This window comes from Actinoplanes sp. NPDC026670 (assembly GCF_040638175.1).
In the GTDB taxonomy this organism is placed as follows: domain Bacteria; phylum Actinomycetota; class Actinomycetes; order Mycobacteriales; family Micromonosporaceae; genus Actinoplanes.
In genome coordinates this window covers 1-25,237 of record NZ_JBEZXU010000060.1, presented here as the reverse complement: position 1 = coordinate 25,237, position 25,237 = coordinate 1, and the positions used below count along the sequence as shown (strand labels likewise).

Below are 25,237 nucleotides of genomic sequence, written 5' to 3'. Positions count from 1 at the left end.
CCGGCGGCCGATGAGACGGGCATGGCGGGTCCGCTGTTCGGTGATGCGCAAGTGGCCGGTGTGCTGCTGCGTGACCCGCTGCGGCTACGGGCGCTGCGTGCCACCGGCCTGCTGGACGGTGCCGGCGGCCCGGGCCTGGACCGGCTCACCCGGCTGGCCGGGCGGCTGGTGGGCGTACCGATCGCGGTGGTGTCGATGGTCGACGCGGAGCGTCAGGTCTTTCCGAGTGGAATGGGGGTTCCGCAGGCGTCCTCGACGCCGTTGTCGCATTCGTTCTGCCAGCACGTCGTGGCGGGTGACGGTCCGATGATCGTCACCGACGCCCGGTCCGATGCCCGGGTTCGCGACAACCCGGCGGTCGCCGAGTCCGGGGTGATCGCCTACGCCGGATTCCCGCTGCGCTCGCCGCAGGGCCAGCCGCTCGGCACGTTCTCGGTCGCCGACCGCCGGCCCCGCGCCTGGACCGACGACGAGCTGCACATCCTCGAGGACCTTTCGGTCGCGGCGGAATCCGAGATCGCGATGCGGTTGACGCACGCCGAACTGGTGTTCGAGTCACAGCGCCGGCAGGCGATCCTGGACGCGGCCAAGGAGACCGGCCGGCTGCGGACCATCATCGCCGTACAGCGGGAGGTCGCCGCCGCGGCCGCCGACCGGGACCGGATGCTGCCGCTGGTCGCCGAACGGGCGATGGAGGCGCTGCCCGGCGCGGACGCGGCGATGGTCGGCATGGTCGAGGGCGACGAGATCCACGCGGTGGCGGCGACCGGAGCGCTGCGCGCGTTCGCCGGAGCGCGGGTTCCGGTCGCCGGTTCGCTGGCGGGTCTGGTGGTCTCCTCGGGCACGACGTTGCGCTGCGACGACGCCGCCGACGACGACCGGGTCAAACGGGCCAACGGGATCTCCGCGACGGTCGGGTCGATGATCGTGGCGCCGCTGTTCGCCGACGGCCGGGTGTTCGGCACCCTGGGCGTCTCCAGCCCGCGGGCGCACGCGTTCGACGATGCGGACACCGAACAGCTGACCCTGATGGCGGACGCGCTGACCGGCGCGCTGCGGCACACCCAGACGAACTCGGCGTTGCAGGCCAGCGAGGCCCGGTTCCGGTCGGCGTTCGAGGCCAGCCCGCTCGGGATGGTGCTGACCGACCTGGCGCCGGGCAATGTCGGGGTGGTGCTGCGGGCCAACGCCGCGATGGCCGCGATCACCGGGTATCCCGTCGCCGCGCTGACCGGGATGCGGATCCACGAGTTCCACCAGGCGGACGAGTACGACGCGACAGACGACACCCTGCGGCGGCTGCGCGGTGGGGACACCGACCGGTTCACCACGGCCAAGCGGTACCGGCACGCCGACGGGCACACCCTGTCGGTGCAGGTGCACATCGCGGTCATCCGGGACGAGCAGAACCAGCCGCGGTACCTGGTCTCGCAGGTGGAGGACGTCACCGAGCAGCGGGAGGTCGCCCAGCAGCTACGGCAGCGGGCTCAACTGCTGGACCTGACCCAGGACGCGGTGATCGTACGGGACCTCGACGGCCGCATCACCTACTGGAACCCGGCGGCCGAGCGGATCTACGGCTGGACGGCCGACGTCGCGTGCGGCGACGACCTGGGCCGGCTGCTCGGTGCCGACTCCGCCGAAGACGTCGACGAGGCGCTCGACGCACTGGGCGTCTGGGCGGGTGAGCTGGAACATCGGCGTGCGGATGGCCGTACCGTGATCGTCCTGGCCCGGAAGGCCCTGCAACGTGACTCGGACGGCAGACCGGTGGCGGTCCTGTCGATCAACACCGACGTCACCGCCCGTCGTGCCGCCGAACTGGCTCTGCGGGAGAGCGAGCTGCGGTTCCGTACCCAGTTCGCGCACTCGGCGGTCGGGCAGGTCATCCGCGGCCCCGACGGCCTGATCCAGGAGGTCAACCCGGCGTTCGCGGCCATGATCGGCTATCCGGCCGAGGAACTGGTCGGCACCAGCGCCAGCCGGCACATCGCCCCGGACAGCGACCAGCGCCGGCAGCGGGCCCGCTCGCTGGCCGGCGTGCATGCCGGGCAGTCCGACTCCTACCAGCAGCAGTGCCGGCTGATCTGCGCCGACGGCCGGCTGCTCGACGTCGACGCCACGGTCTCGGCGATCCGCGACGACACCGGCCAGCCGGTCCGGTTCGTCGCCATGTTCCAGGACATCAGCGCCCGGGTCGCGGCCGAGGCGGCCCGGGACACCGCGATCGCCGACCTGGCCGGCCGCAACACCCAGCTGGAGGACGCCAACCAGCTCAAACAGGACCTGATCGGCATGCTCGGCCACGAGATCGGCAACCCGCTGTCGTCCATCCTCGGATACACCGAACTGCTCACCGAGAACGCCGGCGGCGTGCCGGCCGAGAAGCAGAAGGGCATGCTGGCGGCGATCGACCGCAACGCCCACCAGCTCGACGGCATCGTCCGCGAGGTGCTCACCATGGTCACCCTCGACGCCGGGCGGATGACCGCCGTCCCGGAGCCGGTGGCCGTCCGGCGGCATCTCGAGGACGCGCTGGCCAACACCGGCGCCGACGGCGCCGTGATCGACTGCCCGGCGGATCTGGTCGCCTCGGTGCAGCCGCGGCACCTCGCGCAGATCCTGACGAACCTGCTGTCCAACGCGGCGAAGTACGGCGGCGGCGCCACCGCGATCACCGCCGCCACCCGCGAGGCCGGGGTACGGATAGCGGTCCACGACGCCGGCCCGGGGGTTCCGGCCGAACTGCGTGAGCACCTGTTCGACAGGTTCAGCCGGGCCACCGGCACCGCCGCGACGGTCAACGGAACCGGGCTCGGCCTGTACATCGTGCGTGAGCTCGCCCGCGCCAACCACGGCGACGTCCACTATGAGCCCGCGCCCGGACACGGCTCGATCTTCGTGCTCACCCTCCCCCTTCCGTGATCTATGTCTCACTGTTAGGGGTCCTTACTGATTGATGAATGCCGCTACCTTTTCGATGCCGCTCCACATCGGAGCGACGAATCGCCGCTCTACACGGGGGCGGAAGAAGGAGAGGCAAATCATGCGCAGAAGGATCATCGGGGTCGCCGCGGCGGCCATCGCCGGTCTCGGTGGCGTGGCCGTCAGCCCGGTCGCGGCCCAGGCCGCCGTCAGCTGCGGCGCGCCCAACTACACGGCCAACTGGGTCGGCGTGACCTGCTCGGGCTCCGGCAGCTTCCGGGTCGGCGCCACCTGCCTGATCCTCGGATCCGGCGGCCAGTCATACCTCCAGTGGGGTGGCTGGAAGGCCGCGCCGACCACCAACTACGCCAACTGCCGCAGCGGCACCGCCCCGCTGGCGGGTTCGGCGCGCCTCCAGGTCCGCTGACCCGGTAGCCCCACCGGCGGCCCACCGCGCGACACGTTCGCCGGTGGGCCGCTCGCCCTTCCATGGCAATCCGGTGTCATGCCCGGTCGGCGATGCTGACTCGCCAGTCAGTCCGGCAACCCCGAAAGGCAAGGGCATGATCATCCCGTACGACCGGAGGCGGCTCCGCCGCAGCCTGACCGCCGCCGCGAGCCTCATGATCGTCGCGCTGTCGGCGGCGCTGGCCCCCGCCGCCCCGGCGGCGGCCGCCGAATTCCCGTTCTACCAGCTCCGCAACCTCAACCCGGGCGCACAGAGCCGTTGCGCCGGCGTCGAGGGCGGCGACATGCGCAACCTCAGCCGGATCATCCTGTGGACCTGCCTGCCGAACAAGGACCAGTTCTGGCGGGTCGACACCAGCAGCGCCCGGCACTCGATCGTGAACCTCAAGTCCTCGTTCTTCTGCCTGGGCGTCCTCGGCGGCAGCGGGGCACAGGGCGCGCAGGTGGTCGTCAACCAGTGCGACAGCACGCCCAACCAGACGTGGCGGCTGTGGCCGAGCAGCGCGTGCGGCGGCTACATCGTGGTCAACGAGCAGACCGGCTACCTGCTGAGCGTCGAGGGCCGCAGCACGTCCAACGGCGCGCCGGTGATCATGTGGCCGCACGGCAGCACCCCCGACCAGACCTGGTGCCTCCAGAACCCGGTCGTCGTCTGACACCCGCAGACTCCGGCCGACGTGGCGGGCGGCCGGAATCTGCCCTACTTTTCGGCAGGTGGATCAACCGTCGGCTCTGCTCGTCACCGGGACCGTCGGCTCGGGGAAGACCTCGGTGGCCGACGCGCTCGGTGACCTGCTGGCCGATGCCGAGCTTCCGAACGCGGTCATCGATGTCGACTGGCTTCGCCGCTCGTGGCCCGCTCCACCCGGCGATCGCTTCAATCGGGGCATCACCCTGCGCAATCTGCGTGCCGTCGCCCGCAACTACGTCGACGCGGGTGCGCTCCGGCTCGTTCTGGCCGGCGTCATCGAGAGTCGTGCGGAACGCGACGCGTACCGGATCGCCTTGGGTGTGCCTCTCGCGGTCTGCCGCCTGACCGTTGACCTGCCGACGGTCCGGCAGCGGCTGACTCGGCGTCACCAGGACGATCCCGACGGCCTGCGCTGGCACCTCGACCGGTCGGGCGAACTGGACGAGATCCTGCGACGGGCGCGGGTCGAGGACGTCACCGTCGAGGTGACCAGCAGGTCGGTGCGCCAGGTCGCCGAGGCGGTCCGGGACGCGGTCGGCTGGTAGGGCAGTTCCCGACCACCGCGGCCCCTCCGGCCGTCGCTGAGCCTGGTAAAGCGCCCGGCATTCCGGTGGTGAGCGACGGCTGGCGCTCTCCGCCGTCGCGTAGCGCGGTAATGCCGCCGTATTGCGTTGATCAACGTGAGTTGGGCGGCGTCGGTGAAGTCCCGGCTGGTCGTGGCCGCTGTCTATGGCGTTTGCGGGTTCAGGGGTGCAGGCCCGATGTGTTGATGTTGTGAGCCGGGTGCGCCGAAACGTTGCGTACAGCGCGGGTGGATCGCCGAGCGGTGCGGTATCGGTGCTTCCCGGCCTGAGTCGGCCGCCGGGCGGCACGGCGCGGTTGCTAAAACGGCCGGGAAGCAGCCACTGCGCGCCGCTGGGCGACCTCCTCGGCCCGGGAAGCAGCGGTGCTGTGCCGCTGGGCGATCGCCTCAGGCCCGGTAACAGCCGTGCCGCGCCGCTGGGCGATCGGATTCGGCTGTTGACCCGCAGAAGGCGGACGACCGTGGCGTGCTCCCGGCTTGGGGCGCTGATGTGCGCTGTGCCGTGTTCGTTCAGGTCGCGGCCGCCTGCCTCCGCCGACATCCAGTAAAGATCGACTTACGTTGAGTGACACTGTTCGCGTCAGCCGTCGCTTACCGCGGTAAAGCCGCACGCATTCCAGTGCTCAGCGACGGCTGGCGGTCCTGGCCGTGACCCCGCCGATTGAGGGCTTTTCAGTGGCTCAGGACGGCCTGGCGGACCCGGTGGCGGCGCAGGCTGAATGCGAGGTCGGCGAGCGAGATCAGGATGATCACCGCGACGATCTCCTTGGCGGTACGGTCGGCCGCCCCCGAGACGAAGACGGGGTTGGCCAGCACCCAGGTCAGCACCACGCAGAGGACCAGGCTCAGGCCCAGCTCGGTCTGGTCACTCCACGACGCCCGGCGTCCCTGTGCGATCACCGCCGCCTGGAGCAGCAGACTCAGCGCCAGCAGGGCGAGCACGATCGGTCCGCGTACCGCAAGGAAGTCGTTGTCGTAAGCCATGGCGTCGTAAGCCGCCGGCGCCGCGTGCCCACCGGAGACGACGCGCAGCATGGCCGCGGGGTCGGCGAGCGACAGCGTGCCCAGGATGTAGAAGGCGAGCGCCGCCGCCCGCCCGGCCCGGCTGATCCGGTCGGTCGGAACCGGCCGGGGTTTCCATGCCGCGTCCGGATGCCGCCGGCGCCACCAGGCCGCGACCGCGAACCAGGCGACGAGCAGCCCGAGCCAGGCGAACAGGAACGGTGTCGCCCGGTCGATCGCCGCAGCCAGGTCACGCTGTGCCGGCGCATGGTCGATGAGCTCGCCGAGCACGGCCCCGGCCAGGAGGAGAACGCCGCCGCCGAGGCCGAGGGTGAACAGCCGCCGGGTGTCGGACGGGTCGATGAGGACGATCGGCGCCCGGTAGCGGGCGGCGACGTCGGCGGGTCGCCCGAACCCGGCGAGCACGGCGGCGACGGCGTCGTCCCGGCCGGGCCGGGTCTCGGCGGCGTCGGCCACCTCCTGGGTGATCAGGTCACGGAGCTCGCGGGCCACGTCGGCCCGCTGCCGGTGGGGTGTCAGCAGCACGACCTCGGCCACATATCCGTCGATCATCTCGTCAGCTGTCATCGCCCCGCCCCTCGTCCAGGATGTCGTCCATCGCCTTGGTCATGCCGTGCCAGGTGGCGGTGAGCCGGGCGAGCAGGTCGCCGCCGGCGTCGCTGAGCACGTAGTAGCGCCGGGACGGCCCGTGGGTGGCGCGCCACTCGCTGGTCAGCACGCCCTGGCTCTCCAGTCGCCGGAGCAGGGGGTAGAGGGTGCCCTCCTCGATCGGCAGCCCGGCGGCGATCAGCGATTGGCGCAGCTCGTAGCCGTATCGCAGGGTCCGCAGCCGGGACAGCACGGCAAGCACCACGACCCCACGGCGAAGCTCGAGTTCGAGCTTGTCGTGCACGTCACCTACCATGTGCCACATCGTACTGTATGGCACACAGTAGCACGAGGGCTTTACATGACAGTTAAGTTAACTAATAATTAGACCTCCGTCGATCGATACGGAGGTTCCCTTTTGTCCCGCCCCCGTTCCCTCATCCTGTCCATGGCCGCCGCGATCACCACCGCCGCCCTGGCCCTCGTCGCCGTCAGCCCGGCCGAAGCAGCCGCCACCACCGCCACCTTCGCCAAGACCTCCGACTGGGGTTCCGGCTGGCAAGGTGAGTACACGATCACCAACGGCGGCACGTCCGCCATCACCTCGTGGAAGGTCGAGTTCGACCTGCCGGCCGGCACCGGCGTCGGCTCCTACTGGGACGCCCTGCTCACCACGTCCGGCCAGCACTTCACCTTCACCAACCGATCCTGGAACGGCACCATCGCCCCGGGCGCTTCAGTCAAATTCGGCTTCCTGGGTACGGGACCCGCCGCCCCCACCGGATGCAAACTCAACGGCGCGTCGTGCACCGGAACGACCGGCCCGTCCCCGTCGCCGTCCTCGTCGGTGACCACCCCGGTGCCCGGCGCCACCCCGCTGGCCCGCAACGGACAGCTCCGGGTGTGCGGCCGCCAGCTGTGCAACCAGATCGGCAAACCGGTCCAGCTGCGCGGCATGAGCACCCACGGCCTCCAGTGGTACGCGAACTGCGTCAACGACAGCTCCCTGAACGTGCTGGCCCGGGAGTGGGGCGCCGACGTCCTGCGGATCTCGATGTACATCCAGGAGGGCGGTTACGAGACCGACCCGGCCGGCTTCACCGCCAAGGTCAACGACTACATCCAGAAGGCCTACGACCGGGGCATGTACGCGATCGTCGACTGGCACATGCTCAGCCCCGGCGACCCCAACTTCAACCTGGCCCGCGCCAAGACGTTCTTCCAGCAGGTGGCGGCGAAGAACAAGGACAAGACCAACATTCTGTACGAGATCGCGAACGAGCCGAGTGAGGTGCACTGGTCGGCCATCAAGTCGTACGCCGATCAGATCATCCCGGTGATCCGCGCCCAGGACCCGGACGGTGTCGTGCTGGTCGGCACCGAGGACTGGTCGTCGCTCGGCGCCTCGGGCGACGGTCAGGGCGTGGCCCGCATCCTGGCGAACCCGGTGAACGCCACGAACATCATGTACACGTTCCACTTCTACGCCGCCTCGCACGACGACTACTACCTGAACACGTTCCGCGACGCGATCAGCAAGCTCCCGATGTTCGTGACCGAGTTCGGCACCCAGGAGGCGACCGGCGACGGAGGCAACAACTTCACCCGGGCCCAGCAGTACCTGGACCTGATGGCCCAGAACAAGGTCAGCTGGGTGAACTGGAACTACTCCGACGACATGCGCTCCGGCGCGGTCTTCACCGAGGGCACCTGCGCGGCCGGCGCCTATTCCGGCACGACCCGCCTGAAGCCGGCCGGCGCCTGGATCCGCGACCGGATCCGCACCCCGGACGACTTCTGACCCTGGTGACACGGCAGTCCAGGACGCCAGTGGCGCCCTGGACTGCCGACCGGAACCGCCATTCCGGCGACAGCCACACGCTTTGGTTCGCTTGATGCCCCCGTATTGCTCACCAAGCGCCGGCCTGTTGCTGATCACGCTAGGAGCCCCGCAGTTGATCGCCCAGAGCCAATTCGAGGGTGTCTTGACGGTGCCACTTAAGATCTCCGGACGTGAATGTGGCCATCCGGCTGGACCGGACCGGAGGGCTGGCCGGGCAGATCTATCGGCAGCTGCGTGACGCCGTCCTGGACGGCCGGCTCCGGCGCGACGAGGCACTGCCGTCCAGCCGCGAACTGGCCGAGCATCTCCAGGTCTCCCGCAACACGGTGACCGCCGCCTACGACCGCCTGGTCGCCGAGGGCTATCTGACCAGCCGTCCGGGCGCCGGAACCTTCGTCAACTCCCTGTCCCTGACCGAACCGGCCGTCCCGCAGCCGCCGCCGGGCCCGCTCACACCCCGCGCGCTGGTGCAGTCGATGCCGGTCCCGCCCGATTTCAGCACCGCGCCGGAGTTCGATTTCCGGGTCGGCGCGCCCGACTCCCGGCTGTTCCCGTACGCGTCCTGGCGCCGCCTGCTGGCCGACCAGTTCCGCCTGTCGGCGGTGGGCACCGGTATGCCTGTCGAACCGGCGGGGCATCTCGGGCTGCGTACCCTCATCGGCCGTCATCTTCGAACCGCCCGTTTCATCGAGACCGATCCGCGGGACGTGCTGGTGACCTGCGGGGTGCAGCAGGCACTCGATCTGATCGGGCGGGTGCTGCTCGAACCCGGCGCGACGGCGGCGGTCGAGGAGCCCGGTTACGCCCCGCCGCGACTGATCTGGGCGGCCCAGGGCGCCCGGGTGACCGGTGTCCCGGTCGACGAGCAGGGCCTGATCGTGGAGGCGCTGCCCGCCGACGCGCGGCTGGTCTACGTGACGCCGTCCCACCAGTACCCGACGGGTGTGGCCCTGTCGCTGCGGCGGCGGGTCGAGTTGCTGGCGTGGGCGCAACGGCACGACGCGGCGATCGTCGAGGACGACTACGACAGCGAGTTCCGCTACACCGAGCAGCAGCTGGAGCCGCTGCACAGTCTCGACCGCAGTGGCCGGGTCCTCTACGTCGGTTCGTTCTCCAAGGTTCTGCTGCCCACGCTGCGGCTGGGTTTCCTGCTGCACCCGCCGTCGCTGCGGCACGCGCTGCACGCCGCCAAGTTCCTCACCGACTGGCACACTGGCCTGCCGGTTCAGGCCGCCATGGCGGATTTCCTGGAGCAGGGCCTGTTCGTCAGGCATCTGCGGCGGGTCCGCCGGGTGTACCGGCAGCGTCACGACCGGATCGCGGCTGCGCTCGCCGGTCCGCTGTCGGCGCATCTCACGGCGGTGCCTTCGGCCGCCGGCTTACATCTGAGCGCGATGGTACGGGGCACCGGCGCCGCCGAAGCGCTGGTCCGGGCCCAGGCCGCCGGCGTGGGTCTGGCGAGTTTCCCGGAGATCGCCGCCGCGCCGCCCGACCCGCCGGGAGTGGTCTTCGGCTACGGCATGATCGACGAGCGCCGGATCGAGGAGGGCCTGGCCCGCCTCCAGCGCTGCCTGGACGCCGACTGAGCAGAGTGCACCTGGAGCGCAACCTCCGGGAGTGTCACGTCCGCCACACCTATGCCGATGAGTGACGAGGGGAGTGGCTGCGGGAAGGCGAGGATATGTCGGCACGGGTGGCATCGTGGTGGCTCTTCGGGCTGCTCGCTGTCGTGCTGGCCGGTCTGTCCGGTTTCGCAGTGTTCGGGTCGTGGCGGCAGTCCGCGATCGTCGACGAGCTCGCCCACGACAGCGCCAGCACCGACGCCTATCAGGAGGCGGCGTACGCGCTCAGCTGGGAGATGTCGCTGATCCAGGCGTCGCTGCGGGAACCGCACGGCGAGGAACGCTGGCAGCTCTCCGCCGTGCACACCCAGGCCCAGGGCGCCATGGAACGCATGGCGGTCGTCGACACCGAGCATTCGAAGGTCACCGCCGGGCTGGTCGAGGCGCACCGCAACCTGAACACCGAGGTGGCCACCTACCTGCGGGCGATCGACCTCGGTGACACCGAGACCGCCGAGCAGACCCTCGAATGGACCATCGAACCGGCCGCCAAGGCGATCATGGCCGCGGTGGTGTCCGAACGCCGGATGCATCTCGCGGAACACGCCGACCAGCAGGCGGCGGGACAGCACGAGTCCCGGATTCTGCGGTGGGGGAGCGCCCTGACCTTCCTGGCCAGCCTGATCGTGATCGTGCTGTTCGCGTACTCGGCGCGCGTACACCGGCGGCAGGTCGAAGCGACCGCCGGCACCGACCCGCTCACCACCCTGCCGAACCGCGTCGCCTTCGCCACCCGGACCGGCCGCGCGATCGCCGAGGAGGCCAGCCACCGCCGGCGCCGGGACCGGTCGCAGCGGGGACGGGTGACCGTGCTGGTGGTCAACCTCGACGGCTTCCGCGACGTCAACGAGCAGCTCGGCCACGGTGCCGGCGACCTGCTGCTCACCCAGGTCAGCCAGCGGCTGCGCGACTCGGTGCGGGAGCAGGACGTCGTCGCCCGGCTCGGCAACGACGAGTTCGCCGTACTGCTGCGCGACGCCGACCCGGCCATCGGCGAGGTCGTCGCCGCCCGGGTGACCAGTGCTTTCGACGAGCCGTTCCGGATCGGCGACCTGACCGTCGACCTGGAGGTCAGCATCGGCGCCGCCACCGCCGCGCCCTGCGAGGACGTGCCCACGCTGCTGGGCCACGCCGACTCCGCCATGAACCTGGCCAAGACCAAGCGCCTCGGCTTCCGCCGCTACGCGGCCGGCCACCCCGCCGACGACTCCCACGCCCGCCTCGCCCTGCTCGGCGACCTGCGCCGCGCCCTCGACAGCACCGGCGAGATGACCCTCAACTACCAACCGAAATTCAGCATCGGTACGGGCGCCCTGATCGGTGTCGAGGCGCTGGCCCGCTGGCAGCACCCGACCCGGGGACCGGTGCCGCCGGGCGAGTTCGTGCCCGTGCTGGAGACGACCACGCTGATCCACAGGTTCACCCACCAGGTGCTGACCCAGGCGTTGACGCAGGCCCGGACCTGGGCGGATGCCGGCCACCGGGTCCAGATGGCGGTCAACATCTCCACCCGGTCACTGCTGGACACCGGTTTCCCCGACCGGCTCGCCGAACTCCTGACCGAGACCGGCGTGCCCGGCGACCAGCTGTGCATCGAGGTGACCGAGCACAGCATCATGAGCGACCCGGACACCGCCATCGAGACCCTCACCCGGATCCGGAACCTGGGCGTCAAGACCGCGGTCGACGACTACGGCACCGGCTACTCCTCGATGTCGTACCTGCGGCTGCTGCCCCTGGACGAGCTCAAGATCGACCGCTCGTTCGTCAAGGACATGTGCACCGACCACAGCAGCCGCGCCCTGGTCGCCTCCACCACCGACCTGGGCCACACCCTCGGCCTGACCGTCGTGGCCGAGGGCATCGAGGACGCCGCGACCTTCGCCGCGCTGCGCGAGCTCGGCTGTGACCTGGCCCAGGGCTACCACCTGGCCCGCCCGATGCCCGCGCAGGCGCTGACCCGCCACCTCCGCGAACAGACCCTCCAGGCCGCCTGACCCGGTATCAAATGGGCCTGGACGCTGGCCGGATCACCCGTGGGGAGGCCGCAACGTGGTCGGGACCCGGCTACGGTTGGGCACTATGACGACCTACTCTGGTCCGGCGAGACTGACCCTCGCCAGCGGCACTCAGGTGTCCGGCATGGCTTCGCTCAGCACCAATCAGCGCGGAGGTGTCGCCGGCTGGGGCGGCACGTTCCGCCCGGACCAGAACAGCGAGGAGATCCGTAACGCTGGTGAGGGGTTTTCCCTGGAGTTGCCCTACGACCAGATCGGGTCGGTCTCCATCGTCGGTGTCCGGAAGTTGCTCGCGACGCAGATCCTGGTGACACTCGCCGGTGACGGCCCCGTTCCGTTCTGACCGTTCACCGACGCATCCTGGAGATCCTTACACTCTCGAAGTGACGGTCTGTTCGGGATCTTGAAGTCCTTGTAGCCCGCGTCAGTTCTTCTGTCCCGGGTGACCCGGTCGGCGGCTGCCGACGGGGGTGACGCCGGAGCAACGCGTCGAATCGCTTGCCGTGACTTGACGCGACTTGCAGCCCGTACCTCATCTTGATCAAGAATTGCGCAATTGCTCTTCCCCATCCTCGTCAGCGTCGGCCTCCATGGGCCGGTGCGGGCGAACCGAAGAGCAAGGGCGGCAGTGGACGTATCTCAGGACACCAGAACCAGATCGGCCGTGGGGCCACGCTGGACACTCGCGGTGGTGTGCATCGCGATCTTCATGCTCACCCTGGACGTGACGATCGTGTCGGTCGCGCTGGCCGGCATTCAGGACGAGCTGGACGCGTCCCTGTCCGCGTTGCAGTGGGTGGTCGACGGCTACACCCTGCCGCTGGCCGGCGGACTGCTCAGCGCGGCCGTCCTCGGCGACCGGATCGGCCGGCGGCGCATCTTCGTCGCCGGGCTGGTGATCTTCACGGTGGCGTCGCTGGGATGCGCCCTCGCCGGGACGTCGGCGACGCTGATCGCGGCCCGCGCCGTGCAGGGCATCGGCGCGGCGATGCTGTTCGGCACCGCGTTGCCGCTGCTCGGAGCCGCGTTCCCGGAGGCCGCCCAGCGGGCCCGGGCGGTCGGTGTGTTCGGTGCCAGCTATGCGGCGGCCACCGCGGCGGGGCCGCTCGTCGGTGGGGTGCTGGTCGACGGGCCTGGCTGGCGGTGGATCTTCCTGATCAACGTGCCGCTCGGCCTGCTGACCCTGCTCGGCTGTCTGCTGCTGGAGGAGTCCCGGCCGGACCGGGCGCCCCGCAACGACTGGGGTGGCGCGGTGCTGCTCAGCGGCGCCCTGCTGGTGCTGCTGCTGGCCCTGATCCGTGGTAACGACGACGGCTGGGGGAGCCCGCTCATTCTGGGCCTCTTCACGGCCGGGGCGGTGCTGCTGGCCGGTTTCGTCCAGTGGGAGCGCCGGGTCACCGATCCGATGCTGTCGCTGCGCCTGTTCCTGCGGCCGGCGTTCGCGGGCGTCGCCCTCCAGTCCTTCGCGACGGCCGCCACCCTGGTTGCGGCGACCTACTACCTCGCGCTGCACCTGCAGAACGTGGCCGGGCACTCGCCGCTGGGAACCGGTCTGCGGGTCCTGCCGCTGACCGCCACGGCGCTGGTGGCGGCGCCGGTCACCGCGGCTCTGGTACGCCGTACCGGCACCACACCGCCGCTGATCGGTGGTCTGCTGCTCGCCGGCGCCGGGCTGCTGTGCATGGCCTTCATCGACACGGACGGCTCGTCGGCCGTACTCACCGTGGGTTTCGTCCTGGCGGGCCTGGGCCTCGGGGCGGGCGCCGCGGCGACCGCCGCCGCCGCTCTCGCCGCGGTCGAGCCCACCGAAGCGGGCATGGCCACCGGCACCGTCAACACGATGCGCCAGATCGGCACGTCCGCCGGGGTCGCCGCGCTCGGAGCGCTGATGCAGGCGCAGGCGCGGGACAACGCCTCCGCGGAGATCGCCGGACTGGGCCCGGCGGTACCCCAGGACCTGCTGCTCAGCGAGATCGGCGCCGGCCTCGCCCGGCACGCCGGACAGTATCTGCCGCCCGGTGTACGTGAGACGGCTGCGTCGATCGCGACGTCGGCGACCGGCGACGCCGTCGGGGCCGTCTTCCTGACCGCCGGGGTGGCAGCCCTGGCCGCCGCCGCGCTGTGCGCGCTGCTGCTGACCCGGCGCACGGCCGCCCCTTCCTCCTCCCTGTGATCGATTGGCGAGATCGATGAGTTCACTGCTTCTGCCGGTAGTCGCTGTCCAGGCGATGTGGAAACGCCACCGGAAGGTGCCGATTCCGTCGGCCACCGGCCCCACTTCGGGGATGACGCCCGGCGGTGAGAAGGCCCTGCGGATCGCGGTGGTGGGCGACTCGCTCGCCGCGGGCTACGGCGTCGAGACGCACGATCAGGGTTTCGGCGGATCCCTCGCCCGCGATCTGAACGGGCTCACCGGCCACACGGTCGCCTGGCACGCGGTCGGGCAGTACGGCTCGACCATCCGCCGGGTCCGGCACCGGCTGCTTCCGAGGCTGACCGGCTCGTACCACATCGTCGTGGTGGTCGCCGGCGCCAACGACGTGCTCGGCGGCCGGCAACCACAGGAGTGGGCCGACGACCTGACCGCCGTCGTGTCGGCACTGAGCCGGGACACCACCCACGTCATGGTGGCGGGCATCCCACCCTTCGCGGAATTGCCGTGCATGCCCCGGATCCTCGGGCGTCACCTGGCGAAACAGGCGGAGGCACTCGACCGGGCCGCACAGCGGGTGTGCGCCGGGTTCGATGCCGTCACCTGGGTCGATGGGCAGGTGCTGTTGCCGTACCGTCCCGAATACTTCTCCCCGGACGGCTTCCACCCCTCGGCCGCCGGCTACCGCCGCTGGTCCGCGGCCGTGGCCGCGGAGATCCCGGTCCCGAGCGTCACCGGCCCGCGCTGATCGGCGCCGCCCTGCACCAGCGCCATCGCCTCGGCGTAGTGGCAGGCGGTGAGGTGGCCCTCGCCGTTGTCGGTGAGGGCCGGCGCCTCCTCGGCGCACCTCCGTCGCTCGCCGTCGCTGAGCTGCCCGGCGAACTTCGGGCACCGGGTACGAAACCGGCACCCGCTCGGCGGGTCGACCGGGCTCGGCACGTCGCCCGCCAGGATGATTCGCTGCCGGCTCCGCTCCTTGCGCGGGTCCGGCAGCGGGATCGCCGAGATCAACGCCTGGGTGTACGGGTGGGCCGCCCGCACGAACAGGTCCTCGACAGGCGCGATCTCCACGATGCGCCCGAGATACATGACCGCCACCCGGTCGGCGACGTGCCGGACCACCGCGAGGTCGTGCGAGATGAACAGGTAGGACAGCCCGAACTCGTCCTGCAGGTCCTCGAGGAGGTTGACGATGCCGGCCTGGACGGAGACGTCCAGCGCCGACACCGGCTCGTCGAGGACCAGCACCTTGGGCCGCAACGCGAGCGCCCGGGCCACACCGATGCGCTGGCGTTGGCCGCCGGAGAACTCGTGGGCGTACCGGTTGCCGTGCCCGGCTTCGAGCCCGACGGTGTGCAGCAGGTCGCGGACGGTCTCACGGCGGTACACGCCGTGGACGCGCAACGGCTCGGCGACCAGTTCGTGCACCGTCATCTGCGGGTCCAGCGACGCGTACGGGTCCTGGAAGACGATCTGCATCTCCCGGCGCAGTGGCCGCATCTGTGCACGGGACAGCGGCACGATGTCGCGGCCCCGGTAGTGGACGGCGCCGGCGGTGGCGGGAAGAAGGTTGAGCAGCAGCCGCCCGGTGGTGGTCTTGCCGCAGCCGGACTCGCCGACCAGGCCGAGGGTCTCGTGCGGGTAGATGTCGAAGTCGACGCCGCAGACCGCGTGCACGTCGCCGATCTGTCTCCGGAGGACGCCGCGCGACCGCACCGGGAAGTGCTTCACCAGCCCGCGTACCGAGATGATCGGGTTCACGAGAAGACCTCCTCGGCGGTGGCCGAGGCAAGCTCCGCGTGGAAATGACAGGCGGCGAGGTGCCGCCGGCCGATCGCCGGTGTCAGCTCCGGCTCGGCCTCCCGGCACAGGTCGCGTGCCTTCGGGCAGCGCGGCCGGAAAGGACAGCCGGGCGGCAGGTCGATCAGCGACGGCGGCGACCCGGTGATCGGGGTGAGCCGGCGCCGGCCGGACTCGTCGATGCGCGGCAGGCTGCCGAGCAGACCGAGGGTGTACGGCATGCGCGGCTCGTAGAAGATCTCGTCGACGGCGCCGGTCTCGACCAGCTTTCCGGCGTACATCACGTTGACCCGGTCGGTGTGCCCGGCGATCACCCCGAGGTCGTGGGTGATCAGGATCAGCGCCGCGCCGGTCTCCCGGCGCGCCGCCGCAAGCGCTTCGAGCACCTGCGCCTGCACGGTCACGTCGAGAGCGGTGGTCGGCTCGTCCGCGATGATCAGCTCGGGGTCGTTGGCCATCGCGATCGCGATCACGACCCGCTGCCGCATGCCGCCGGACATCTCGTGCGGGTAGCCGCCGGCCCGCCGCGCCGGGTCGGGGATGCCGACCACGTCGAGCAGCTCCACCGCCCGTCTCATCGCCTGCCTCTGACTGACGGCGTTGTGCGCACGGACCGCCTCGGCGATCTGGGCGCCGATTGTGTAGACCGGGTTGAGCGAGGTCGACGTGTCCTGGAAGACCATCGCGATCCTGCTGCCGCGTACCTTCGACATCTGGTCGTCGCTGCGGCCCAGCAGCTCCTCGCCCAGGAACCGGACCGACCCGGAGACCCGGGCGTTGCGGGGGAGCAGGCCCATCACGGCGAGCGAGGTGACCGACTTGCCGGAGCCCGACTCGCCTACGATGCCGACCGATTCGCCCCGGCTGACCTGGTACGACACGCCGCGGGCCGCTCGGACCAGGCCGTCCTCGGTGGGGAATCCGACGGTGAGGTCGTCGACCTCGAGGAGCACTGTCACCGGCGAGCCCCCGTCTGCTTGGGGTCCAGAGCGTCGCGTAGCCCGTCGCCGACGAAGTTGAACGTCAGGGCGATCAGGATGATGAACATGCCGGGGAAGTAGAAGAGCCAGGGCCGGGTGCTGACCGTGTCCCGGTTGATCGACACGAGCAGCCCGAGCGAGGTGTCCGGGGCCTGCACGCCGACGCCGAGGAAGGACAGCGCCGCCTCGCCGAGGACGGCGGTGGCGATGGTGAGCGTGGCCACCACGACGATCGAGCCGAGGGCGTTGGGCAGCAGATGCCGCAGGATGATCCGGGTGTTGCCCGCCCCGAGCGCGCGCGCCGCCTCGATGAACTCCTGTTCCCGCAGGGAGAGAACCACACCGCGGACCACCCGGCTGACGTACGGCCAGGTCAGCGCGCCGAGGATGACCGCGATCGACCACCACCGGCTGCCGTCGGCGCCCTGGACGGCGACCGCCGCGGCGACCGCGATCGTCGGCAGGGTCAGAACCACGTCGACGATGCGCATCATCAGGAAGTCGAGCCGGCCGCGGTAGAGGCCGGCGATCGCACCCCACAGCGTGCCGAGCACGGTCCCGATCAGCGCGATCGCGAGGGCGATCTTGAGGGACTGCTGGGTCCCCCGCATCACCTGCGCCATCGTGTCGTGGCCGATCAGGTCGGTGCCGAACGGATGGCCGAGCGACGGCGCCTGGGACAGATCGTCGGTGATGTCGGTGTAGCTGTACTTCCACACCAGTGGGCCGACGTAGGCGAACAGCACCACCAGCACGAACAGGATCAGGCTGGTCACCGCCGCCCGGTGCCGCACGAACCGGCGGAACACCAGCTCGGACTGTCTGCGCTCGCGGACGACGGCGGTGTCGGCCACCGGCCGGGCGGCGGCGTCACTCATGGCGGATCCTCGGGTCGAGCAGGGCGTAGAGCACGTCGGCGATCACGTTGCAGACGATGACGACGATCCCGGTGAGCAGGAGCCAGCCGGCCACGGCGTTGGTGTCGGCGCGGCCCACCCCGGTCAGCAGCATGCGACCGAGGCCGTTCCAGTTGAACACGGTCTCGGTGATCACGGCGCCGCCGAGGACCGCGGCGATGTCCAGCGCGGTGACCGTGACCAGCGGGATCAGGGCGGTGCGCAGCACGTGCCGGGTGAGCACGCGACGCCGGGTCAGGCCCTTGGCCCGGGCCAGCCGGACGTAGTCGGAGTCGAGCACCTCCAGCGTCGACGCCCGCTGGTAGCGGCTCCACGCCGCGTACGAGATCAGGGCCAGCGCGATCGTCGGCAGGATGAGGTGGCCGGCGAGATCCCCGGCTTTCGCGAGCGGGGAGAGGCTGTCGTAGTTCTGCGACTTCTCGCCGATCGTGTAGAAGACCGTGGTGCCGGTGGCCCTGTTGTAGCGCACCGCGAGGTCCTTGAGCACGATTGCGATCCAGAACGACGGCATGGCCAGGAAGACGAAGCCGAGGAACGTCGTGGTGTGGTCGAACCTCGAATACCGCCGGACGGCGCTCATCACGCCGGTGATCACCGCGAGGACCAGCGCCAGCAGCATCGCGACCACGACCAGGCGCAGCGTCACGACGGCTGAGCGGGCCAGGTTCGCCCCGATGTCGTAGCCGCTCTGCACCGACTCGCCGAAGTCGCCGCGCAGCACCCCGGTCAGCCAATGCCAGTAACGGACGGCGATGTTGTCGTCGAGGTCGAGGCGGGCGGTCTCCAGGTCGATGGTGTGCTGGGGCGCCGGCGGATTACGGAGCTTCAACGGTTCGAGGGGGTCACCGGAGAGAGCCACCAGGGCGTACGCGATGAAGGACGCCACGATGAGGACGGGTACCGCGGCGAACAGGCGCCGCACGACGTACGGAAGCAAGGTTTTTCTCCATCGAGCCGCGCGCACGGCTGTCCGGCCGGATGATCCAGTCGCGAGTATCTCGTCATTTGATGGCGTTCGCCAAACCTGCCGCGTCGCTGCCGGGAAGCCGACACTACGATTGATCACTTGACCTGCCTGGGCGAGGGTCGATCACGCTCGCCGGGGCTAGCATGCTCCGCGACGGTCGAGTCGATCCCTTGGTGTGGTGGCTGGTCAATGGTGGAGGTACGGGTACTCGGCCCGGTGGAGATCCGGGCGGAGGCGTCGGTGCTGTCCGGGGCGGATCGTCAGCTTGCGGTCCTGGGCATGCTGGTGTCGGCCCGGGGCCAGGTGGTGTCGGCGGATCGACTGATCGATCAGCTGTGGAACGGCGAGCCGCCACGCAGCGGTCTGGGCAGCCTGCAGGCCTACGTGTCGCGGTTGCGGCGCCTGCTGGAGCCGGACCGCCAGCCCCGCGCGACCCCTCGGGTCCTGGTCAGCAAAGCACTCGGGTACGCGTTACGGCTCGACGACGATGCGGTCGACGCGTGGGCCTTCGAGCGGGATCTGCGGCGTGTGTCCGAGCTGACGCCGGACCGGGCTCTCGAGATTCTTCAGGATCGGCTCGCCACGTGGCGGGGCAAGCCGTATGAACAGTTCGCCGACGAGGACTGGGCACGCACGGAGATCAGCCGCCTCGACGAGCTGCGCTGGTCCGCTCAGGAGAAGATGATCGAGGCCCTGCTGCGGGTCGGCCGGGCCGGCGACGCGGTGATCTCGGCGACGGCGCTGGCCGAGGCCCAGCCGTTGCGTGGCGAGGCCTGTCGTCTGTCGGCCCTGAGCCTGTGGGCCGCGAATCGCTCGGCGGAAGCCCTGAACCTGCTCCGCCAGCACCGGGGGCTCCTGGCCGAGGAACTCGGCCTGGACCCGGAACAACCGCTGGCCATGCTCGAGGCGGCCATCCTCGACCAGCGGACCGAGGTGCTCACCGACGCCGGGATCCCGCTGCACCACAACGCCGACGCTTCGGGGCACGGCAGACCCGGCGGGCCGGAGCCGGCTGACGTGGTGCGGCCGGCCCAGCTACCCAGGCCGAGCGCCGCGTTCGAGGGCCGTGCCGCGCAGTTGCACGAGTTGACCGCCCAGACCGAGGACGGCACCGCCTTCGCCCTGATCACCGGAGCCGGTGGGGTGGGCAAGACCACGCTGGCCCTGCGGTGGGCCCACGACGTCGCCGCGCGGTATCCGGACGGCCAGCTCTACGCCGATCTGCGGGGCTTCGGCCCGGAGGAGTCGCCGGCGGATCCGGACGAGATCCTGGCCGGCTTCCTGAACGCCCTCGGGGTGCCCGAACAACGCGTACCGCCGGCCTGGTCCGATCGGGTTGCCCTGTACCGCAGCGTGCTCGCCGGCCGGCGGATGCTGCTCCTGCTCGACAACGCACGCGACGCCGAGCAGGTGCGGCCCCTGCTGCCGGGTACCCCCGGGTGCGCGGTGGTCGTCACCGGACGGTCCGGCCTTGTCGGTCTGGTCCTGTCCGAAGGCGCCCGGCAGCTGCAACTCGGCCCGTTCGGCGACGACGAGGCCCGTGAGTTCCTGCGGGCCCGGCTGGGTGCCGCGGTGGCCGACGCCGACCCGGATGCCCGCGATTCGGTCATCGCCCGCTGCGGCGGGATGCCCCTGGCGCTGGCCCTGGTCTGCGCGCGCTCGGCGGCGCTGCCGCTGGCCGAGGTCGCGGCCGAACTGGTCGGCGAGGAGGGGCTCGACGCGTTCGAGGTGCCCGGCGTCGAGCACGACCTGCGTTCCGTCTTCTCCTGGTCGTACCGGCGTCTCGCCGATCCGGCGGCGGATCTGTTCCGCCGTCTCGCGCTGCATCCCGGCCCCGACGTGACGCTCGCCGCGGCCACCGCGGTGGCGGGCGGCGACCGGGCGGGCACGCGCCGGCTGCTGCGGCTGTTGTGTGACGCGCATCTGCTCGCCGAACGCCAGTCGGGACGATTCGTCTATCACGACCTGCTCAGGGCATACGCCGTCGAGCTCGCCAACCGGTTCGACCCCGGGGCGACCCGGCGGGAGATGCTGAGCCGGCTGGTCGATCATCACCTGTACTCGGCAGCCAACGCGGCAATGGCCAGCTACACCCTCCGCGACCGGCGGATCGGTGCAGCCCCGCCGCCGGCTTTTCCGGTGGAGTTCGCCGCGGGCGACGCGGATGCCGCCCTGGCCTGGCTCACGAGCGAATATCGCAACATCATGGCGCTGGCCCAGGCGTTGCCCGGGTACGCACACTACTTCGCCTGGACGCTGGCCTCGTTCCAGCAGGACGTCCGGATATCCGTGGACGACTCGATCACGCTGGCCACCGCCGGCCTGGCACACGCCGAACGGGAAGGTGATCTCTGGTGGGTCAGCTACCTGACCTACCTGATCGGGCGCGGTCACGTGCGGATCGGGCGGATCAACGAGGCGCGGGCGCCGCTGGAGCGGTCGATCGAGGTGGCGCGGGTTCTCGGTGATCCGATCCGGCTCGGAAATCCACTGATCACCCGGGCCATGGCGATCTATCGGCCGCTGCGGGTGCCGGCACCGGACGAGGCGGCCGCGGCCTACGCCTATGCCGTGGAAGCACGCGAGGTCCTCCGCGGGCTGACGGACTCGACCGGCATGGTCAAGATCGCCGAGCACTGCATCGAGACCGCAACCGTGTGGCACGACTATCACCAGCCGGGTGGACCGGAACGCGCCGTCGAGCACTTCCAGAAGACCGCCGAGGACGAGACCTCCATGGCCGTCGACGCCGCTGAGACGTGGATCGCCCTGGGGCTGGTGCTGCACGACTGCGGCAAGAACCGGGCTGCGATCGAGGCTTTCGAGACCGCGGCCCGGGTCGAGGGCAGCGAGGACGACTCGAGGCGCCTCAAGCCGCTGATCGGCCTCTATGCGTGCCACCGGGACGCCGGCGACGCCGATGCCGCGCGGCGGATCCGGGAGGAGGCGCTGCAGTTGGCGAAGACGGCCAGCTATTCCCTGGTCGATCGGCTGAACGCCGTTCTCGGGGCGGAGCGTTGACCCGAACACCACCGTGCCCGTTGTTCTTCACGCGCACAGGCGACCGGAGGAAAGATGGCTGTCCGTCCGACGGGGGTCGCGACCGCGGCCGCCACGCTGCTCGTCCTGGCCGCTTGCGGCGCCGGCGAGGACACCTCCACCGGGGAGTCGCCCGGGTTCGGCTCGTGCGGGCAGAGCCCGCTGACCTGTAACGCGGGGGAGACCAAGCCCGGCGGCACGCTGGTCTTCTACGAGGAGCAGGACATCGCCGGCTGGAACACGGCGGGCGCCGCCGGCGCGCACTACTACACCAGCGTGATGCTGGGGCCGATCCTGCCGGACGTGTACTACGGCGGCCCCGACAACCGCGTCCGACTCGACACGAATCTGATGGCCGAGGAGCCCGAGGTCACCAGCACCAGCCCGCAGACGATCGTCTACAAGATCAAACCGGAGGCGGTGTGGAGCGACGGCACCCCGATCAGCGCGGACGACTTCATCTATCAGTACCGGGCGCGCAACACCCGCGACTGCCCGGACTGCGCCATCGCCGGCAGCGCCGGCTATGAGCTGCTGGCGAGCGTGACCGGTTCGGACGGCGGCAAGACCGTGACCGCGACGTTCCAGCCCGGCAAGGTCTATCCGGACTGGAAATCGCTGTTCAGCGGGCTCTACCCGGCGCACCTGGCGAAGGCGGCCGGCGACGACGGCACACCGAAGGGCCTGGCGAAGTCGTGGGACGCGTTCGGCCGGACCCGGCCGACCTGGTCCGGTGGCCCGTTCATGATCGAGAGCTACACCGAGGGCCAGCAGCTGGTGCAGATCCCCAACCCGAAGTGGTGGGGCACCAAGCCGTCCCTGGAGAAGCTGATCTTCAGGATCGTGACCGACCAGTCGTCGCTGGTGCCGGCGCTGCAGAACGGCGAGGTCGACGCCGGTGACCCGCAGCCCAGCCTGGACATGGTCACCCAGTTGCAGAACCTGCCGGGCTTCAACTACCGGCTCAGCCCCGGGCTCTCGTGGGAGCACATCGACGCCAACCTGGAGAACAGGTTCCTCAAGGACCGGGCGCTGCGCGAAGCGATCTTCAGGGCGATCGACGTGCAGGGCATCATCGACCGTACGGTCGGCGCGTTCTGGAAAGAGGCGAAGCCGCTGCGCAACCACAACTTCGTGCCGGGGAGCCCGTACTACCAGGACGTGGTCAGCGAGACCGGCGCCGGGCTGGCCGACATCGAGGGTGCGAAGAAGGTGCTCACCGCGGCGGGCTACACCGGAGTCGGTGACCAGCTCAAGACCCCGGGCGGGGACCCGGTGACGCTGCGGTTCCGCTACAGCGAGGGCAATGTGAACCGGGCCGCCACGGCGGAACTGGTGCAGGCGACGCTCAAGCAGCTGGGCATCACCGTGACCATCCAGACCAGCAACACGCTCAGCGCGACCCTCGACACCGGCGACTTCGACCTGATCCTCTACGCCTGGGTGAACACGCCGTTCATCTTCCTGCAGGCGGAGCACCTGTGGGGCCGGAGCAGCCCGGGCAACTACGGTCACTGGGTCAACGACCAGGCGGACGCCCTGCTCAAGCAAGGTGTGCGAGAGGGAATCGACGAGGCCAGAGGCGCCGGTCTGCTCAACCAGGCCGACGCCCTGATGGCCAGGGACTACTTCGTCCTGCCGCTGTACCAGCGGCCGAATCTCCTGGTGGCGAAGTCCGACTACGTGAACATCCGGCCCAACTCGACCTCGACCGGGCCGACGTTCAACACCGAGCAGTGGGGGCTCCGGAAGTCGGCCGGCTAGCGTCGAGGGCCTGCTGCCGGCACTTGCAGCCGGGGCCGGGCAGACCGCAAGCCCTGCGCAAGTGCCCTGCCGGATTCTCCGTTCCGGATCGAGACGCGAGGATGCGTCGCGACAAGAGCGAATTGGCAGTCATGAAGAGGCGTTCCGGCACCCCACGTCCGATCACCCGCTACGGCGATCCCGTTCTGCACCGCCGCTGTGCCGAGGTGACCACGTTCGACGATGATCTCGCCCGGTTGGTGGCCGACATGTTCGCCAGCATGGCGGCGGCCAACGGCGTCGGTCTCGCCGCGAACCAGATCGGGGTCGACGCCCGTGTCTTCGTGGTCGACTGCCCCGACGCCACCGGTGACCACGTCGTCGCCCACATCGTCAATCCGGTGCTGCACCTGCCGGACGAGCGTGAACTCGACGATGACCGCGAGGGCTGTCTCTCCGTGCCGGGCGCTTTCGGTTTCCTGTCGCGGCCCGCGGTCGCCCACGTGACGGGCGTCGACATTACCGGCAAGCCGGTCCGCATCGACGGTACGGGTGTGCTCGCCCGGTGTCTGCAGCATGAGACCGACCACCTGAACGGGCTGCTGTGGGTGGACCGGCTGTCGGCTCGCCGGCGCAAGCAGATGCTCGCGGAGAGCGAGCAGCACCCGGGCGTGGGTGCGGGGACCCCGAACCACGCCGGCCCGGTCCAGGCCTTGCGGAAAACTCTACCTAGGTAGATATTCGAGGCATGGTTCGCGACAGACGTCCCTCACCGCAGACCGCGGCTGTGCTCAGCGCCCTCGCCACGTCCGGCGAGGGCTGGAGCCACGGTTACGACCTGTGCCGCAACCTCGGATTGAAGGCCGGCACCGTCTACCCGATCCTCATCCGCCTCACCGAGCGTGGGCTGGTGGAGACATCCTGGGAGACCGACCCGCCGCGCGGCCGGCCGGCCCGTCATCTCTACCGGCTCAGCACCACCGGCGCTGAATTCGCCCGCACCGTGGCCGCGACCGCCCGCGCCGAGCGGAGCACACCCGCCCCGGGCGCGGCCCGGCTCGCGCCCAAGACGACCTGACGGCACGACCTCGACGTACGGAGGCCTCGATGCTCGAATTCCTCTTCCTGCTGGTGGTGGCGATCCCACTGCCACTGCTCACGCTGATCGTGCTCGTCATCGTGCTGCGCCGCGCCGTTCGCAACGGTGGGGTGCGCGGGCTCGCCGCCCGCGTCGGCGCCGCCCTGCGCGTCGGCGCCGCCCTGCGCGGTGGCATCCGGCGCCCGGTGTGGCCGGCACTGCTCGCCGTCGTCGCCACGGCCGCCCTGCTGACCGCCGGTCTGGAGCAGTGGTATCTGGCCGTGGTGGACGACGGATCGCGGTGGGGCTTCGACGTGGCACTGCTGGCCGTCGTGCTCGGCCTGCTTCTCTCGGTCCTGACCGGCGGATTCGTCATGCTGACCGCGGCCGCCGTCGGCAAGGCCCGCGGATTCGGGGCGGGGACCGTCGCCGGGCTGCTCACCCTGCTGGCCGTCGCGGCCGGCGCGGCGGCCGCGCACTTCCCGCTGCGCGCGGCGTACCTGGCTGATCCGAGCGGGTTCCCGGTGGTGGAGAACCTCGGCGAAGGTGATCTGCTGATCCCGGGTGACGCCTTCCTCGTCGCGCTGCTCTGGGCCCTGCCCTGGCCCGCCCTCGGGGCCGCGCTCGGCGCCCACCGGGTCACCGCGGAAACGCCGGCGCCGGCCCACGACGTCTGGTACCTGCTGCTGAACCTGGCGACGACCGACCTGCCGGAGAACCGGGCCGCGTGGGGCACGGCGCTCCGGGCCGAGCTCGCCTCGATCGAGCCGCGGGCCGAGCGCCGCAGGTTCGCCCTCGGG

At 70.6% G+C, this 25,237-nt stretch carries 21 protein-coding genes; 15 read left to right on the top strand and 6 right to left on the bottom strand.

From position 1 onward, the window contains the following. Nucleotides 1-21: 21 nt before the first annotated feature. The 4 genes from AB0E94_RS39815 to AB0E94_RS39800 all read left to right on the top strand — a co-directional run bounded on the left by AB0E94_RS39815 (nt 22) and on the right by AB0E94_RS39800 (nt 4,629). The gene (locus tag AB0E94_RS39815; RefSeq protein ID WP_360337263.1) at nt 22-2,925 is read left to right on the top strand and encodes a PAS domain S-box protein; all 2,904 of its coding nucleotides are present in this window, start codon (nt 22-24) and stop codon (nt 2,923-2,925) included. 121 nt (nt 2,926-3,046) lie between these two features. Continuing rightward, the gene (locus AB0E94_RS39810; RefSeq protein ID WP_360337261.1) at nt 3,047-3,352 is read left to right on the top strand and encodes a hypothetical protein; all 306 of its coding nucleotides are present in this window, start codon (nt 3,047-3,049) and stop codon (nt 3,350-3,352) included. 136 nt (nt 3,353-3,488) lie between these two features. Beyond that, on the top strand, nt 3,489-4,049 hold the full coding sequence (locus tag AB0E94_RS39805) for an RICIN domain-containing protein (RefSeq protein ID WP_360337259.1): 561 nt from the start codon (nt 3,489-3,491) through the stop codon (nt 4,047-4,049). 58 nt (nt 4,050-4,107) lie between these two features. Continuing rightward, nucleotides 4,108-4,629 (top strand): adenylyl-sulfate kinase, encoded by a 522-nt coding sequence (locus AB0E94_RS39800; protein ID WP_360337257.1) that lies wholly within the window; start codon nt 4,108-4,110, stop codon nt 4,627-4,629. A 710-nt stretch (nt 4,630-5,339) separates the two neighbouring features. On the opposite strand, the gene AB0E94_RS39795 is transcribed toward AB0E94_RS39800, so the two are convergent. Continuing rightward, nucleotides 5,340-6,257 carry a hypothetical protein gene (locus AB0E94_RS39795; RefSeq protein WP_360337255.1) on the bottom strand — a complete coding sequence of 306 codons (918 nt, stop codon included), beginning with the start codon at nt 6,255-6,257 and terminating at the stop codon, nt 5,340-5,342. Further along, nucleotides 6,247-6,594, bottom strand: coding sequence for a PadR family transcriptional regulator (locus AB0E94_RS39790; protein WP_360337253.1), 348 nt, complete (start codon nt 6,592-6,594; stop codon nt 6,247-6,249). The genes AB0E94_RS39795 and AB0E94_RS39790 overlap by 11 nt, the downstream gene beginning before the upstream one ends. Nucleotides 6,595-6,726: 132 nt before the next feature. Here AB0E94_RS39790 and AB0E94_RS39785 point away from each other — a divergent pair, with 132 nt between their 5' ends. The 6 genes from AB0E94_RS39785 (at nt 6,727) to AB0E94_RS39760 (ending at nt 14,661) form a co-directional block, all read left to right on the top strand. Further along, complete coding sequence (locus AB0E94_RS39785) at nt 6,727-8,079, top strand: cellulase family glycosylhydrolase (RefSeq protein WP_360337251.1); 1,353 nt, start codon at nt 6,727-6,729, stop codon at nt 8,077-8,079. 212 nt (nt 8,080-8,291) lie between these two features. Beyond that, nucleotides 8,292-9,707 (top strand): PLP-dependent aminotransferase family protein, encoded by a 1,416-nt coding sequence (locus tag AB0E94_RS39780; RefSeq protein WP_360337249.1) that lies wholly within the window; start codon nt 8,292-8,294, stop codon nt 9,705-9,707. 107 nt (nt 9,708-9,814) lie between these two features. After that, nucleotides 9,815-11,740 (top strand): bifunctional diguanylate cyclase/phosphodiesterase, encoded by a 1,926-nt coding sequence (locus AB0E94_RS39775; RefSeq protein ID WP_360337247.1) that lies wholly within the window; start codon nt 9,815-9,817, stop codon nt 11,738-11,740. Nucleotides 11,741-11,825: 85 nt separating this feature from the next. Beyond that, a complete protein-coding gene (locus AB0E94_RS39770) occupies nt 11,826-12,104 on the top strand; it encodes a hypothetical protein (protein WP_360337245.1) in 279 nt (92 codons plus the stop codon). Between the two features lie 348 nt (nt 12,105-12,452). Further along, nucleotides 12,453-13,934: an MFS transporter gene (locus tag AB0E94_RS39765; RefSeq protein WP_360337243.1), complete on the top strand. Its 1,482-nt coding sequence runs from the start codon at nt 12,453-12,455 to the stop codon at nt 13,932-13,934. 16 nt (nt 13,935-13,950) lie between these two features. Continuing rightward, nucleotides 13,951-14,661: an SGNH/GDSL hydrolase family protein gene (locus AB0E94_RS39760; protein ID WP_360337241.1), complete on the top strand. Its 711-nt coding sequence runs from the start codon at nt 13,951-13,953 to the stop codon at nt 14,659-14,661. Here the strand turns inward: AB0E94_RS39760 and AB0E94_RS39755 are convergent. From AB0E94_RS39755 to AB0E94_RS39740, 4 genes are read right to left on the bottom strand one after another with little or no spacing between them, the layout of a single operon-like run. Continuing rightward, on the bottom strand, nt 14,595-15,674 hold the full coding sequence (locus AB0E94_RS39755; protein ID WP_360337239.1) for an ABC transporter ATP-binding protein: 1,080 nt from the start codon (nt 15,672-15,674) through the stop codon (nt 14,595-14,597). The genes AB0E94_RS39760 and AB0E94_RS39755 overlap by 67 nt on opposite strands. Next, nucleotides 15,671-16,672, bottom strand: coding sequence for an ABC transporter ATP-binding protein (locus AB0E94_RS39750; RefSeq protein ID WP_360337237.1), 1,002 nt, complete (start codon nt 16,670-16,672; stop codon nt 15,671-15,673). Before AB0E94_RS39750 ends, AB0E94_RS39755 begins: the two co-directional genes overlap by 4 nt. Continuing rightward, a complete protein-coding gene (locus tag AB0E94_RS39745) occupies nt 16,669-17,571 on the bottom strand; it encodes an ABC transporter permease (protein WP_360337235.1) in 903 nt (300 codons plus the stop codon). The genes AB0E94_RS39750 and AB0E94_RS39745 overlap by 4 nt, the downstream gene beginning before the upstream one ends. Next, on the bottom strand, nt 17,564-18,547 hold the full coding sequence (locus AB0E94_RS39740) for an ABC transporter permease (RefSeq protein ID WP_360337233.1): 984 nt from the start codon (nt 18,545-18,547) through the stop codon (nt 17,564-17,566). The genes AB0E94_RS39745 and AB0E94_RS39740 overlap by 8 nt, the downstream gene beginning before the upstream one ends. 219 nt (nt 18,548-18,766) lie before the next feature. Between AB0E94_RS39740 and AB0E94_RS39735 the strand changes: the two genes are divergently transcribed. The 5 genes from AB0E94_RS39735 to AB0E94_RS39715 all read left to right on the top strand — a co-directional run. Continuing rightward, nucleotides 18,767-21,598, top strand: a complete 2,832-nt coding sequence (locus tag AB0E94_RS39735; protein WP_360337231.1) for a BTAD domain-containing putative transcriptional regulator — start codon at nt 18,767-18,769, stop codon at nt 21,596-21,598. A 54-nt stretch (nt 21,599-21,652) separates the two neighbouring features. Next, nucleotides 21,653-23,380: an ABC transporter family substrate-binding protein gene (locus AB0E94_RS39730; protein ID WP_360337229.1), complete on the top strand. Its 1,728-nt coding sequence runs from the start codon at nt 21,653-21,655 to the stop codon at nt 23,378-23,380. 101 nt (nt 23,381-23,481) lie between these two features. Further along, nucleotides 23,482-24,096, top strand: a complete 615-nt coding sequence (gene def / locus AB0E94_RS39725; RefSeq protein WP_360337227.1) for a peptide deformylase — start codon at nt 23,482-23,484, stop codon at nt 24,094-24,096. A gap of 11 nt (nt 24,097-24,107) precedes the next feature. Further along, a complete protein-coding gene (locus tag AB0E94_RS39720; protein ID WP_360337225.1) occupies nt 24,108-24,437 on the top strand; it encodes a PadR family transcriptional regulator in 330 nt (109 codons plus the stop codon). Between the two features lie 29 nt (nt 24,438-24,466). Continuing rightward, nucleotides 24,467-25,237, top strand: a 771-nt coding sequence (locus AB0E94_RS39715) for a hypothetical protein (protein WP_360337223.1), incomplete at its 3' end; no start/stop codon positions are given.

Bases quoted from the DNA above. Each gene is read 5' to 3' on its own strand.
- AB0E94_RS39815 (WP_360337263.1), top strand. From the start codon at position 22: ATGGCGGGTCCGCTGTTCGGTGATGCGCAAGTGGCCGGTGTGCTGCTG.
- AB0E94_RS39810 (WP_360337261.1), top strand. From the start codon at position 3,047: ATGCGCAGAAGGATCATCGGGGTCGCCGCGGCGGCCATCGCCGGTCTC.
- AB0E94_RS39805 (WP_360337259.1), top strand. From the start codon at position 3,489: ATGATCATCCCGTACGACCGGAGGCGGCTCCGCCGCAGCCTGACCGCC.
- AB0E94_RS39795 (WP_360337255.1), bottom strand. From the start codon at position 6,257: ATGACAGCTGACGAGATGATCGACGGATATGTGGCCGAGGTCGTGCTG.
- AB0E94_RS39790 (WP_360337253.1), bottom strand. From the start codon at position 6,594: ATGGTAGGTGACGTGCACGACAAGCTCGAACTCGAGCTTCGCCGTGGG.
- AB0E94_RS39785 (WP_360337251.1), top strand. From the start codon at position 6,727: ATGGCCGCCGCGATCACCACCGCCGCCCTGGCCCTCGTCGCCGTCAGC.
- AB0E94_RS39770 (WP_360337245.1), top strand. From the start codon at position 11,826: ATGACGACCTACTCTGGTCCGGCGAGACTGACCCTCGCCAGCGGCACT.
- AB0E94_RS39760 (WP_360337241.1), top strand. From the start codon at position 13,951: ATGAGTTCACTGCTTCTGCCGGTAGTCGCTGTCCAGGCGATGTGGAAA.
- AB0E94_RS39745 (WP_360337235.1), bottom strand. From the start codon at position 17,571: ATGAGTGACGCCGCCGCCCGGCCGGTGGCCGACACCGCCGTCGTCCGC.
- AB0E94_RS39735 (WP_360337231.1), top strand. From the start codon at position 18,767: ATGGTGGAGGTACGGGTACTCGGCCCGGTGGAGATCCGGGCGGAGGCG.
- AB0E94_RS39730 (WP_360337229.1), top strand. From the start codon at position 21,653: ATGGCTGTCCGTCCGACGGGGGTCGCGACCGCGGCCGCCACGCTGCTC.
- def (WP_360337227.1), top strand. From the start codon at position 23,482: ATGCGTCGCGACAAGAGCGAATTGGCAGTCATGAAGAGGCGTTCCGGC.
- AB0E94_RS39720 (WP_360337225.1), top strand. From the start codon at position 24,108: ATGGTTCGCGACAGACGTCCCTCACCGCAGACCGCGGCTGTGCTCAGC.